The sequence below is a fragment of the Streptomyces sp. NPDC093546 genome (assembly GCF_044765045.1).
Taxonomy (GTDB): domain Bacteria; phylum Actinomycetota; class Actinomycetes; order Streptomycetales; family Streptomycetaceae; genus Streptomyces.
This window is the reverse complement of record NZ_JBIWJG010000001.1, coordinates 440522-453635: the sequence shown is the minus strand read 5'-3', so window position 1 is coordinate 453635 and position 13114 is coordinate 440522. Positions and strand designations below refer to the sequence as shown.

The window sequence follows — 13114 nt, the reverse complement described above, 5'->3', positions numbered from 1 at the left end:
GTGGGGGCCGGGACGGGGGCGGCGCTCAGGGGGCGGAGATCAGCCCATGTGCGGGTACGTGTAGTCCGTCGGCGGGACCAGCGTCTCCTTGATGGCGCGGGTCAGCGTCCAGCGCATCAGGTTCTGCGGGGCGCCCGCCTTGTCGTTCGTACCGGAGGCGCGGCCACCGCCGAAGGGCTGCTGGCCGACGACGGCGCCGGTCGACTTGTCGTTGATGTAGAAGTTGCCCGCGGCGTACCGCAGCTTCTCCATCGTGTACGCGGCGGCGGCGCGGTCGTTGGCGATGACCGAGCCGGTCAGGGCGTACGCCGACACCGACTCCATCTGCTCCAGCATCGCGTCGTACTGGTCGTCCTCGTACACGTACACCGCGAGGATCGGGCCGAAGTACTCGGTCGTGAAGACCTCGTTCTCGGGGTCGGTGCACGCGATGACGGTCGGGCGGACGAAGTAGCCGACCGAGTCGTCGTACGTGCCGCCCGCGACGATCGTGCAGGCCGGGTCGGCCTTGGCGCGGTCGATGGCGGCCTTGTTCTTGGCGAAGGCCCGCTCGTCGATGACGGCGCCGATGAAGTTCGTCAGGTCGGTGACGTCACCCATCTTGATGCCGTCGACCTCGGTGGCGAACTCCTCCTTGAAGCCGGAGTTCCAGATCGAGGCCGGGATGTACGCGCGCGAGGTCGCCGAGCACTTCTGGCCCTGGAACTCGAAGGCGCCGCGGGTCAGCGCGGTCTTCAGAACGGCGCGGTCGGCGCTCGGGTGCGCGACGACGAAGTCCTTGCCGCCCGTCTCGCCGACGATACGCGGGTAGGAGCGGTACTTCTCGATGTTGGTGCCGACCGTCTTCCACAGGTGCTGGAAGGTCTTGGTCGAACCGGTGAAGTGGATGCCGGCGAGCATCGGGTGGTGGAGGGCCACCTCGGAGACGGCGATGCCGTCGCCCGTCACCAGGTTGATGACGCCCTTGGGCAGCCCGGCCTCCTCCAGCAGCTCCATGAGCAGCACGGCGGCGTGGGTCTGCGTCGGGGACGGCTTCCAGACCACCACGTTGCCCATGAGCGCCGGGGCGGTGGGGAGGTTGCCCGCGATGGCCGTGAAGTTGAAGGGCGTGATCGCGTAGACGAAGCCCTCCAGCGGGCGGTGGTCGAGGCGGTTCCAGACACCCGGGGAGTTGGCCGGCGGCTGCTCGGCGAGCAGGTCGCGGGCGTACTTGACGTTGAAGCGCCAGAAGTCGACGAGCTCGCACGGCGTGTCGATCTCGGCCTGCTGGGCGGTCTTGGACTGGCCGAGCATGGTCGAGGCGGCCATGGTCTCGCGCCACGGGCCGGCCAGCAGCTCGGCGGCGCGCAGGATGATCGCCGCGCGGTCGTCGAAGGACATCGCGCGCCACGCCGGGGCGGCGGCGAGGGCCGCGTCGATGGCGTCCTGGGCGTCCGCCTGCGTGGCGGCCGCGAAGGTGCCGAGGACCTTGGCGTGGTTGTGCGGCTGTACGACGTCGACGCGCTCACCGCCGCCCATCCGCTTGACGCCGCCGATGGTCATCGGCAGGTCGATCGGGTTCTCGGCGAGCTCCTTGAGCTTGGCCTCGAGGCGGATGCGCTCGGCCGAGCCGGGGGCGTAGGTGTGGACCGGCTCGTTGACCGGAGCGGGGACCTGGGTCACAGCGTCCATGGGTTCCGAATCTCCTCTTAGTTCTTGGTGATCATCGAGCGGACGAAGAACAGCAGGTTGGCCGGCTTCTCCGCGAGGCGGCGCATGAAGTACCCGTACCAGTCCGTTCCGTACGCGGTGTAGACGCGCATCCGGTGCCCCTCGGCGGCGAGCCGCACGTGCTCGTCGCTGCGGATCCCGTACAGCATCTGGAACTCGTACTCGTCCAGTTTGCGCCCGGCGCGGCGCGCGAGCTCCTGGCCGACGGCGATGAGCCGCGGGTCGTGGGACCCGATCATCGGGTAGCCGTCGCCCTCCATCAGGATCTTCAGGATCCGGACGTACGCCTTGTCGATCTCGTGCTTGTCCTGGTACGCGACCTCGGCGGGCTCCTTGTAGGCGCCCTTCACGATCCGTACGCGGCTGCCGTTCGCGGCGAGGCGGCGGGCGTCCTCCTCGGTGCGGAAGAGGTACGCCTGGATGACGCAGCCCGTCTGCGGGAAGTCCTTCCGCAGCTCCTCGTGGATGGCGAACATCGAGTCGAGGGTGGTGTGGTCCTCCGCGTCCAGCGTCACGGTGGTGCCGATGGAGGCGGCGGCCTCGACGACCTGGCGGACGTTGGTGAGCGCCAGCTCGTGGCCGCCCTCCAGGGACTGGCCGAACATCGACAGCTTCACCGACATCTCGGCCTTGGCGCCCAGGCCGAGGTCCTCGAGGCGCTCGATCAGCTCCATGTAGGCGTCGCGGGCGGCGTAGGCCTGCTCCCGGGTCGTGATGTCCTCGCCGACGACGTCCAGGGTGACTTCCAGGCCCTTGGCGATGGTCTCCTCGACGATCGGGACGACCTGGTCGACCGTCTCGCCCGCGATGAAGCGGGCGACGACCTGCTTGGTGCCCGGGGCGGCAGAGACGAAACGGCGCATCTTGTCGCTGCGCGACGCGGCGAGGATCACGGGACCCAGCACGGGGCACCTCCACGGAACACGGATGGAAGGGGGCCGTTCCGGAACAGATCCGCAACAGCACGGAGAACCACCGTGAAACCTAAGGATCGCGCGGATGCGCTGCCATCGACAGCTGTCACGCATCCGTGCCCCACATCTCATACATCTGTCTGAGAGGGGTGACAGAATGTCCGGGTGAAGGCGGATTACCAGGACCTGGTCGATGAGATCTCGGCGCTGCTGGGCGCCCCCGCGACGCTGGAGAACCGGGATTTCGGGCTGATCGCCTTCGGCGCGCACGACAGCGACGACGACTCCGCGATGGACCCCGTCCGGACGCGGTCGATCCTGACCCGGAAGTCCACGCCCGCGGTGCGCGCCTGGTTCGAGGGCTTCGGCATCACGCGGGCGACCGGCCCGGTCCGCATCCCCGCCGCCCCGGACGCGGGCGTCTACCGCGGCCGGATCTGTCTCCCGGTACGCCACCGGGGTGTCGCCCTCGGCTACGTATGGCTCCTCGACGCCGACCCGGGGCCTTCGCCCGAACGGCTGACGGCGGCCATGGAGGTGGCCTCCCGGATCGGCGCGCTGCTGGCGGACGAGGAGCGCGCGGGCGCCGACCTCTCGCGCGAGCTGCGCGCGGTGCTCACGGCCGAGCGGGGCTGGCAGTACGACATGGCGCTGGCGGCGCTGCGCACGGCCCTGGGCCCGGACGCGGAGGGGGTGCACGCGCTGGTGTGCGTGGCCCCGTGGCCGGGCGCGGACACCCCGTCGGTACGCATCGCGCCGGGCGCGGCGGCCCTGTGCACGCTGCCGTGGCCGGGGCGGGAGGCCCCGCAGTCGGCCCACGGCCCCCAGGCTCTCGCCGCCCTGATCCGGCTCCGCTCGGCCGACGCCCCGGCCCCCGCGCTCACCGCGGCCGCCCGTCTCCGGGACGCGGCCGGCGGCGCGTCGCCGACCTCGTCCGCCGCCACGCCCGCGGCCGCGTGGGCGGCGCGCGGCGCGGCCGGGAGGAGCGCCGGTGACGGCGTCGTCGCCGGGGTGGCCGACCCTCGGCGCGGGCTGGGCGACCTCGCGGGGGCGTGGCGGGAGGCGACGTCCGCCGCCCGTGCGGCCATGGCCCAGCCCCGGCTGGGACCACTCGCCCCGTGGGCGTCAATCGGACCGTACCGGTTCCTGACGTCCCTCCCGGCGGCCACGCCCTCCGACCCGGCGGTCCGCACCCTGCTCGCACCCGCCCATACGGAACTGGCCCGCACGGCCGAGGTGTTCCTCGACTGCGCGGGCCAGGCGGGCCGCACGGCGGCGGCCCTGGGCATCCACCGGCAGACGCTCTACTACCGCCTCTCACGCGTGGAGCAGCTGACCGGCCTCGACCTCGACGAGGGCGAGGACCGGCTCCTGCTCCACATGGCGCTCAAGTCCCACCGGCTGTGAGCAGAGGTCCCCAGGTCGAACTGCGCGTACTCCTCGCAGTCGATACGGCGGTCGCCGTCCAGGGACGCCTTCAGCTCCTCGGCGGTGAGGTAACCGGCCTCTCGCTGCGGTGCCGTCCGGCGCGAACAGCAACGCACCCGGCCCGCGGAGCTTTCCACGGGCCGGGTGCGGGAACGTACGGAGACGTACGGAAGGTCAGGCCAGGTTCACCGAGCGGGCCGACGTGGCGCCGATCTCCTCCGCGACCTCGTTCAGGACCTGCTGCGGCACGGTGTCGTCGACGGTGAGGACCGCGAGCGCCTCGCCGCCCTCGGCCGCACGGGCGACCTGCATGCCGGCGATGTTGAGCCCGGCCTCGCCGAGGATGCGGCCCACGGTGCCGACGACACCGGGACGGTCCTCGTACCGCAGGACGACCATGTGGTCGGCGAGCGCGAGGTCGACGTCGTAGTCGCCGACGGCGACGATCTTCTGGAGGTGCTTCGGGCCGGCCAGGGTGCCGGAGACCGCGACCTCCTCGCCGTCGGAGAGCGTGCCGCGCACGGTGACCACGTTGCGGTGGTCGGGGGACTCGGAGCTGGTGGTGAGGCGGACCTCGACGCCGCGCTCCTGCGCGAACAGCGGGGCGTTGACGTACGAGACGGTCTCGTCGACGACGTCCTCGAAGACGCCCTTGAGCGCGGAGAGCTCCAGCACCTTGACGTCGTGCTGGGTGATCTCGCCGTAGACCTCGACGTCCAGTCGTACGGCGACCTCGCCCGCCAGCGCGGTGAAGATCCGGCCGAGGTGCTCGGCGAGCGGCAGGCCCGGCTTGACGTCCTCGGCGATGACACCGCCCTGGACGTTGACCGCGTCCGGCACGAGCTCACCGGCGAGCGCGAGGCGCACCGAGCGGGCGACCGCGATACCGGCCTTCTCCTGCGCCTCGTCCGTCGACGCGCCGAGGTGCGGGGTGCACACCACCTGGTCGAGCTCGAACAGCGGGGAGTCGGTGCACGGCTCCTTCGCGTACACGTCGAGGCCCGCGCCCGCGACGCGGCCCTCCTTGAGCGCCGCGTACAGCGCCGCCTCGTCGACGATCCCGCCGCGCGCGGCGTTGACGATGCGCACGGTCGGCTTGACCTTGTGCAGCGCCTCGTCGCCGATGAGGCCGAGCGTCTCGGGGGTCTTCGGCAGGTGGACCGTGATGAAGTCGGAGACCTCCAGCAGCTCGTCCAGGGAGAGGAGCTTGACGCCCATCTGGGCGGCGCGCGCCGGCTGGACGTAGGGGTCGTACGCGACGATCTTCATGCCGAAGGCCGACATGCGCTGCGCGACCAGGACGCCGATGCGGCCGAGACCGACGACGCCGAGGGTCTTCTCGCTGAGCTCGACGCCGGTGTACTTGCTGCGCTTCCACTCGCCGTTCTTGAGGGCGGTGTTGGCCTGCGGAATGTTGCGCGCGGTGGCGATGAGCAGGCCGCACGCGAGCTCGGCGGCGGTGACGATGTTGGAGGTCGGCGCGTTGACGACCATCACGCCGGCCTTGGTGGAGGCGGAGACGTCGACGTTGTCGAGGCCGACGCCGGCGCGGGCGATGACCTTCAGCCGCTTGGCGGCGGCGATGGCCTCGGAGTCGACCTTGGTCGCGGAGCGCACCAGGATCGCGTCCACGTCCGCGATGGCGGGGAGCAGTTCGGCCCGGTCGGCGCCGTTGCAGTGCCGGATGTCGAAGTCCGGACCCAGCGCGTCGACAGTGGCGGGCGACAGCTCTTCAGCGATGAGTACAACCGGCTTTTTCGTGGGGTGCGAGCTCACGTGAGTCCTCACAAGTCCAGTGCGGAGGCCGTCCCGACGGCCGCAGGCGGTGGAGGGGGCATGCCGCGTGGAAGACGCACGACGCTGTGGGCCTGACGCGTTGTTGTTCAGAAGTGTAGTGCGGATGAGGGGCTTCTTTTCCGCCACTGCGGAAGGATCACCCATCCGTGGTTGGCCTCGGTGTCCAACCCCGACCCAACCCCGAGCGACACGAAGGCGGCGGGCCGGAGCGCTCCTCCGGACCCGCCGCCAAGAGGCTTACGCCTCCTCGTCGTCCACCCAGCTCATGAGCTTGCGCAGCTCCTTGCCGGTGGTCTCCAGCAGGTGCTGCGAGTCCTGGGTCTTGTACTCGTTGTACTTCTTCAGACCGCCGTGGTACTCGTCCATCCAGTTCTTGGCGAACGTGCCGTCCTGGATCTCGGCGAGGACCTTCTTCATCTCGGCCTTGGTGGCGTCGGTGACGATGCGGGGGCCGGTGACGTAGTCGCCCCACTCGGCGGTCTCGGAGACCGACCAGCGCATCTTCTCCAGGCCGCCCTCGTACATCAGGTCCACGATCAGCTTCAGCTCGTGGAGGCACTCGAAGTACGCGATCTCCGGCTGGTAGCCGGCCTCGACCAGGGTCTCGAAGCCCGCCTTCACCAGGGCGCTGGCGCCGCCGCACAGCACGGCCTGCTCGCCGAAGAGGTCGGTCTCGGTCTCCTCGGTGAAGGTCGTCTTGATGACGCCCGCGCGGGTGCCGCCGATGGCCTTGGCGTACGACAGGGCGAGCGCGAAGGCGTTGCCGGTGGCGTCCTGCTCGACGGCGGCGATCGCCGGGACGCCGCGGCCCTCCTCGTACTGGCGGCGGACCAGGTGGCCCGGGCCCTTCGGGGCGACGAGCGCGACGTCGACGCCGGCCGGGGGCTTGATGAAGCCGAAGCGGACGTTGAAGCCGTGGGCGAAGAACAGGGCGTCGCCGTCCTTGAGGTTGTCCTTGATGGACGCCTCGTAGACCTGGGCCTGGATCGGGTCCGGGATCAGGATCATGATGACGTCGGCCTCGGCCGCGGCCTCGGCCGGCGTGACCACGCGCAGGCCCTGCTCCTCGGCCTTGGCCTTGGACTTCGAGCCCTCGTGCAGACCGACGCGGACGTCGACACCCGAGTCACGGAGCGACAGCGCGTGGGCGTGGCCCTGGCTGCCGTAACCGATCACCGCGACCTTGCGGCCCTGGATGATGGACAGGTCGGCGTCGTCGTCGTAGAACAGCTCGGCCACTGGGTTTCTCCTTGGTGTGCTGATGGTGCGTCCCACCGTACGGCGGGGAGGGATGTGAAAGTTGAGGGGTCTCGCTACGCGAGAAACCAGGGTTGCGCGGAAGGCTTACGCGGAACGGTCCAGGGCCCGCAGGCTGCGGTCGGTGATGGACCGGGCGCCACGCCCTATGGCGATCGTGCCGGACTGGACCAGCTCCTTGATGCCGAACTGCTCCAGCATCTTCAGCATGGCGTCGAGCTTGTCACTCGAACCGGTGGCCTCGATGGTGACCGCCTCGGGTGAGACGTCCACGGTCTTGGCGCGGAACAGCTGGACGATCTCGACGATCTGGGAGCGGGTCTCGTTGTCGGCGCGGACCTTCACCAGGACGAGCTCGCGCTGGATCGCGGCGCTGGGCTCGAGTTCGACGATCTTCAGGACGTTGACCAGCTTGTTGAGCTGCTTGGTCACCTGCTCCAGCGGCAGGTCCTCGACATTGACCACGATGGTGATGCGGGAGATGTCGGGGTGCTCGGTGACACCGACGGCGAGCGAGTCGATGTTGAAGCCGCGGCGGGAGAACAGGGCGGCGATCCGGGCGAGGATGCCGGGGGTGTTCTCCACCAGGACGGAGAGCGTGTGCTTGGACATGTTTCTTGACTCAGCTCTCTCTCAGTCGTCTTCGCTGTCGCCGAAGTCGGGGCGGACGCCGCGGGCGGCCATGACCTCGTCGTTGGAGGTGCCGGCGGCGACCATGGGCCACACCTGGGCGTCCTCGTGGACGATGAAGTCGATGACGACCGGGCGGTCGTTGATGGCGTTGGCCTCGGCGATGACCTTGTCCAGGTCCTCCGGGCGCTCGCAGCGCAGCGCGACGCAGCCCATGGCCTCGGACAGCTTCACGAAGTCCGGGATGCGGGTGCCGGCGCTGGGCTCCTTGCCGGTGGCCTCCGGGCCGGAGTGCAGCACGGTGTTGGAGTAGCGCTGGTTGTAGAAGAGGGTCTGCCACTGGCGGACCATCCCGAGGGCGCCGTTGTTGATGATGGCGACCTTGATCGGGATGTTGTTCAGCGCGCAGGTGACCAGCTCCTGGTTGGTCATCTGGAAGCAGCCGTCGCCGTCGATGGCCCAGACCGTGCGGTCCGGCATGCCGGCCTTGGCGCCCATGGCGGCCGGGACGGCGTAGCCCATCGTTCCGGCGCCGCCGGAGTTCAGCCAGGTCGCCGGCTTCTCGTAGTCGATGAAGTGGGCGGCCCACATCTGGTGCTGGCCGACGCCGGCCGCGTAGATGGTGCCCTCCGGGGCGAGCTGGCCGATGCGCTGGATGACCTGCTGCGGGGCGAGGGTGCCGTCCTCGGGCTGGTCGTAGCCGAGGGGGTAGGTCTCGCGCCAGCGGTTGAGGTCCTTCCACCAGGCGCTGTAGTCGCCGGCGTTGCCCTCGGTGTGCTCGGCCTGGACGGCCTGGACCAGGTCGGCGATGACCTCGCGGGCGTCGCCCACGATCGGGACGTCGGCGGCGCGGTTCTTGCCGATCTCGGCCGGGTCGATGTCCGCGTGGACGATCTTGGCGAACGGCGCGAAGCTGTCCAGCTTGCCGGTGACGCGGTCGTCGAAGCGGGCGCCGAGGGCGACGATCAGGTCGGCCTTCTGCAACGCGGTGACGGCCGTGACGGCGCCGTGCATGCCGGGCATGCCGACGTGCAGCGGGTGGCTGTCGGGGAAGGCGCCCAGGGCCATCAGGGTGGTGGTGACCGGGGCCTGGGTGAGCTCGGCCAGGACCTTCAGCTCGGCGGTGGCGCCGGCCTTGAGGACGCCGCCGCCGACGTACAGGACGGGGCGCTTGGCCTGGGTGATGAGCTTGGCGGCCTCGCGGATCTGCTTGGCGTGCGGCTTGGTGACCGGACGGTAGCCGGGCAGGTCCAGCTGCGGCGGCCAGCTGAAGACGGTCTTGGCCTGGAGGGCGTCCTTGGCGATGTCGACCAGCACCGGGCCGGGGCGGCCGGTGGAGGCGATGTGGAACGCCTCGGCGATCGTCTTCGGGATGTCCTCGGCCTTGGTGACCAGGAAGTTGTGCTTGGTGATCGGCATGGTGATGCCGCAGATGTCCGCCTCCTGGAAGGCGTCCGTGCCGATCGCCTTGGAGGCGACCTGACCGGTGATCGCGACCAGCGGGACGGAGTCCATGTGGGCGTCGGCGATCGGGGTGACCAGGTTGGTGGCGCCGGGTCCCGAGGTCGCCATGCAGACGCCGACCTTGCCGGTGGCCTGGGCGTAGCCGGTCGCGGCGTGGCCCGCGCCCTGCTCGTGGCGGACCAGGATGTGACGGACCCGGGTGGAGTCCATCATCGGGTCGTAGGCGGGGAGGATGGCGCCGCCGGGGATGCCGAATACCGTGTCGGCGCCCACTTCCTCGAGAGAGCGGATGAGGGACTGCGCACCCGTGACGTGCTCAACGGTGGCGGAGGACGGTCCCTGTCCGCCGGTACGGGGCCGCGGCTGCGGATGGTGGGCCCCGGTGGCCTGCTCGGTCATCGGCATTCTCTTCTCGAAGCTGAGGGTTTTTGCGTGGGTTTAGCTGGTTCGGCGAGGTGCCAGTGCAACAAAAAACCCCTCGTGCCGTGAGGCAAGCGAGGGGAGCGCGCCGGTGTGGGTCCGCACGGCCGTCGAGGGGCCGTGCTCAGCCGACGCGCTTTCCAAGTACGAGAATTCGGGTGCGCATGGCATTGACCCTCCACCCGGCGCACCATCAGTGTCAAGTGGGTGGGATGCGCGTCTCATTATGTGAGCGCATCGAGGGAAGGGCCGTGGGCAGGACGGGCAGGGCCGCGGGCACGGTGGAGCCGGTGAGGACGGGAAGGCCGGGGTGGGCGAGGCCGCCGCCGGGCACCGGGAAGGCGTCCCGGACCAGCGCACGGCGCAGCCGGTACTCGTCGAGCGGCCCGGAGAAGGCCAATCCCTGTCCATGCGTGCATCCCATCGCGCGCAGCACCGGCACCTGCTCCGGTGCGTCCACGCCTTCGGCCACCGACTGCATGCCGAGGTCGCAGGCGATGCGGAGCAGCCCACTGGTGATCTTGTGCAGCCGGGGTGACTCGACCACACCTTCGACCAGACCTCTGTCCAGTTTCAGTATGTCCACGGGGAGGCGGCGGAGCGCGGTGATGGCGGCGTATCCGCTGCCGAAACCGTCGAGGGCGATGCGTACACCCAGGCGGCGCAGGGCCACCAGGCGGTGCTCCAGCTCGTCGAAGGAGAGCCGCGGATCGCTGTCGGCGAGCTCGATGATCAGGGAGCCGGAGGGCAGCGCGTGCCGGCCGAGCAGCGTTTCGACGGTCGACAGCGGCAGGGACCGGTCGAGCAGCCCCCGGGCCGGGAGGCGGACGGTGACGGGCACGTGGTGGCCGCTGCGGCCGCGCTCGGCGGCCTGCTCGACGGCCGCTTCGAGCAGCCAGCGGTTGAGCTCGCCGGTGCGCTCGCCGTCCTCGGCGCCCCGCAGGTACTCCGCCGGGGTGAAGAGGATGCCCTGCGCGGAGCGCCAGCGGGCCTGGGCGGCGACGGCGGCGACCCGGCCGGTGGCGAGGTTGACCACGGGCTGGTGCAGCAGCGCGAACTCGCCGTCCTTCAGCGCGCTGCGCAGCCGGGTGGCCAGGGCCGTACGGCGGACGACCTCGGCCTGCATCTGGGGGGCGTACAGCTCGACGCGGTTCTTGCCGCCCGCCTTGGCGCGGTACATGGCGAGGTCGGCGTTGCGCAGGAGGTCCCCGGCGCTGATGCCGGGCTCGGCGAAGGCGACGCCGATGGAGGCGGCCACGCGCACCTCCTGACCCTCGACGCGGTACGGCTCCGAGAGCGTGAGGCGCAGGCGGTCGGCGATCTCGTGGACCTGCATCTCGCGTGCGCCCTGTTGGTGGCCGCCGTCGCCGAGGATGAGCGCGGCGAACTCGTCGCCGCCGAGCCGGGCGGCGGTGTCCCCGGCCCGTACGGAGTCCTGGAGGCGGCGGGCGGCCTGGATGAGCAGCTCGTCGCCGGCCTGGTGGCCGAGCCGGTCGTTGACGCCCTTGAAGCCGTCGAGGTCGATGAAGAGCACGGCGGCGCCGGAGTCGCCGGCCCGGCGGCCGCTGAGGGCCTGGCGGACGCGCTTGGTGAACAGGGCGCGGTTGGGCAGCTCGGTGAGCGGGTCGTGTTCGGCGTTGTGCTGGAGCTGGGCCTGGAGGCGGACCCGCTCGGTGACGTCCCGGCTGTTGAAGATCAGGCCGCCCTGGTGGCGGTTGACGGTGGACTCGACGTTGAGCCAGTCGCCGGTGCCCGACTTGAAGCGGCACTCGATCCGGGTCGTGGGCTCCTCCGAAGGAGGAGCGGCCAGGAACCGCCGCACCTCGTGGACCACGGCTCCGAGGTCGTCGGGGTGGATGAGGGAGGCGAGCTCCGAGCCGATGAGCTCGTCGGCCTCGCGCCCGTACACCCCGGACGCGGCGGGACTGACGTAGCGCAGGACACCGGTGGGCGCGGCGATCATGATGACGTCGCTGGAGCCCTGCACGAGGGACCGGAAGTGGTTCTCCTTCTGGGCCAGTTCGTGGGTGAGGGCGATGTTGTCGACGAGCATGATGCCCTGCCGTACGACGAGGGCGAGGACGACGGTGCAGCCGGTGAAGACCACGACGCGGTCCACGCGGCGGCCCTCGATGACGTTGTAGAGGATCCCCAGGGTGCAGACGGCCGCCGCCAGATACGGCGTGAGGGCGGCGAGGGAGCCGGCGATGGGCCGGCCCGGGTGGCGCGGGTGCCCCAGGTGGCGCGGGCCGCGCGGCGGTGCGGCGCTCTCGACGGTGCGGCGCGCGCCCCAGGGGGCGTACGCGAGGAGCAGCGACCCGGCGAACCAGCCGGCGTCCAGCAGCTGGCCGGAGCGGTAGTTCTCGCGCAGCAGCGGCGAGGTGAACAGGGCGTCGCACAGGACGGTCAGCGCGAGGGCCGCGATGGCCGTGTGGACGGCGGAGCGGTTGGCCTGGGAGCGCCGGAAGTGCAGCGCCAGGACCATGCTGACCAGCACGATGTCGAGCAGCGGGTACGCGAGCGAGAGCGCGGCGTGGGCGACGCTCTCCCCCTCGAACCGGGCCGTGTGCGTGAGGGCCAGGCTCCAGGACAAGGTGAGCAGGGAGCCGCCGATGAGCCAGGAGTCCAGCCCGAGGCAGACCCAGCCCGCCCGGGTGACCGGGCGCTTGGCGAGGACGAGCAGCCCGACGATGGCGGGCGGCGCGAAGAGCAGGAAGAACAGGTCGGCGAGGGACGGGCTCGGCACGGGCCGGCCCAGGACGACTTCGTACCAGCCCCAGACGCAGTTCCCGGCGGCGGCCATGGCGGAGGAGAACGCGAACAGGAGCCAGGCCGGGCGGAAGCGGCTGCCCCGCGCGCGTGCGTACAGGAAACAGGAGACGGACGCGGTGACGGCGGCGGCGCTGAGGCCGAAGTCGCCCATCACCTGGGCCATCTTGTCGGAGCCCCAGCCGAGGGCGGCGCCGGTGGCGTAGGCCGCGCAGACGAGGGCGAGGGCGAACTGGCAGAGCAGGCTGCCCGCGCCGCCGGGCTCGCCGCCCGCTCCCGGACCGGGGCCGCCGCCCTGGGCGACGGCCGGGCGCTCGATCACCATCCCGGGGGCGCTCATCGGAACGCCCCGGCGAGCGGGCGGCGCTGGGGCGGCCGGAACGGCGCCGACGCGGGCGCCGACGCGCCGGCAGGTGTGCGGACCGGTGCGCCGGGCGGCGCGCTGTCCGCTGTGCTGACCGATGTGCTGACCGATGTGCTGTCCGCTGTGCTGACCGGTGTGCGGCGGGATCGCAGCCGAGTGCCCCGTCGCGTCGGTTCGTTGGTCCATCGACCGTGCATCGCCCGTCGCCCCCCTCGGATTCTGATCGGCAATCACGTCGCTCCCCTGCGTCATTCCGTATCGACGCGTGCCCCCAGATCGGGACGATACACCAGATCCGTCACTCAGGGACAGGGCCTATCTACGCTCCGTGACGATCATCGGAGTTACGGGTGCGTACCGC

At 70.9% G+C, this 13114-nt stretch carries 8 protein-coding genes; 1 reads left to right on the top strand and 7 read right to left on the bottom strand.

Annotated features, from left to right (window positions below; genetic code table 11):
* Nucleotides 1-39 precede the first annotated feature (39 nt).
* Nucleotides 40-1671, bottom strand: coding sequence for an L-glutamate gamma-semialdehyde dehydrogenase (gene pruA, locus ACIRNI_RS01935; protein ID WP_403547455.1), 1632 nt, complete (start codon nucleotides 1669-1671; stop codon nucleotides 40-42).
* Between the two features lie 17 nt (nucleotides 1672-1688).
* A complete protein-coding gene (locus ACIRNI_RS01930) occupies nucleotides 1689-2615 on the bottom strand; it encodes a proline dehydrogenase family protein (protein WP_403547453.1) in 927 nt (308 codons plus the stop codon).
* A 174-nt stretch (nucleotides 2616-2789) separates the two neighbouring features.
* On the opposite strand from ACIRNI_RS01930, the gene ACIRNI_RS01925 reads away from it, so the two are divergent.
* Nucleotides 2790-4031 carry a PucR family transcriptional regulator gene (locus tag ACIRNI_RS01925; RefSeq protein ID WP_403547451.1) on the top strand — a complete coding sequence of 414 codons (1242 nt, stop codon included), beginning with the start codon at nucleotides 2790-2792 and terminating at the stop codon, nucleotides 4029-4031.
* 195 nt (nucleotides 4032-4226) lie between these two features.
* On the opposite strand, the gene serA is transcribed toward ACIRNI_RS01925, so the two are convergent.
* The 5 genes from serA to ACIRNI_RS01900 form a co-directional block, all read right to left on the bottom strand.
* Nucleotides 4227-5828: a phosphoglycerate dehydrogenase gene (serA, locus tag ACIRNI_RS01920; RefSeq protein ID WP_403547449.1), complete on the bottom strand. Its 1602-nt coding sequence runs from the start codon at nucleotides 5826-5828 to the stop codon at nucleotides 4227-4229.
* A gap of 258 nt (nucleotides 5829-6086) precedes the next feature.
* Nucleotides 6087-7088: a ketol-acid reductoisomerase gene (gene ilvC, locus ACIRNI_RS01915; protein WP_403547447.1), complete on the bottom strand. Its 1002-nt coding sequence runs from the start codon at nucleotides 7086-7088 to the stop codon at nucleotides 6087-6089.
* A gap of 105 nt (nucleotides 7089-7193) precedes the next feature.
* Nucleotides 7194-7718, bottom strand: coding sequence for an acetolactate synthase small subunit (ilvN, locus tag ACIRNI_RS01910; protein ID WP_019889675.1), 525 nt, complete (start codon nucleotides 7716-7718; stop codon nucleotides 7194-7196).
* A gap of 21 nt (nucleotides 7719-7739) precedes the next feature.
* Nucleotides 7740-9599: an acetolactate synthase large subunit gene (locus ACIRNI_RS01905; protein ID WP_355363401.1), complete on the bottom strand. Its 1860-nt coding sequence runs from the start codon at nucleotides 9597-9599 to the stop codon at nucleotides 7740-7742.
* Nucleotides 9600-9819: 220 nt separating this feature from the next.
* On the bottom strand, nucleotides 9820-12729 hold the full coding sequence (locus tag ACIRNI_RS01900; RefSeq protein WP_403547785.1) for a putative bifunctional diguanylate cyclase/phosphodiesterase: 2910 nt from the start codon (nucleotides 12727-12729) through the stop codon (nucleotides 9820-9822).
* Between the last annotated feature and the right edge of the window lie 385 nt (nucleotides 12730-13114).

Coding starts and splice junctions, on each gene's coding strand:
- pruA (WP_403547455.1), bottom strand. CDS start 1,671: ATGGACGCTGTGACCCAGGTCCCCGCTCCGGTCAACGAGCCGGTCCAC.
- ilvN (WP_019889675.1), bottom strand. CDS start 7,718: ATGTCCAAGCACACGCTCTCCGTCCTGGTGGAGAACACCCCCGGCATC.
- ACIRNI_RS01905 (WP_355363401.1), bottom strand. CDS start 9,599: ATGACCGAGCAGGCCACCGGGGCCCACCATCCGCAGCCGCGGCCCCGT.
- ACIRNI_RS01900 (WP_403547785.1), bottom strand. CDS start 12,729: ATGAGCGCCCCCGGGATGGTGATCGAGCGCCCGGCCGTCGCCCAGGGC.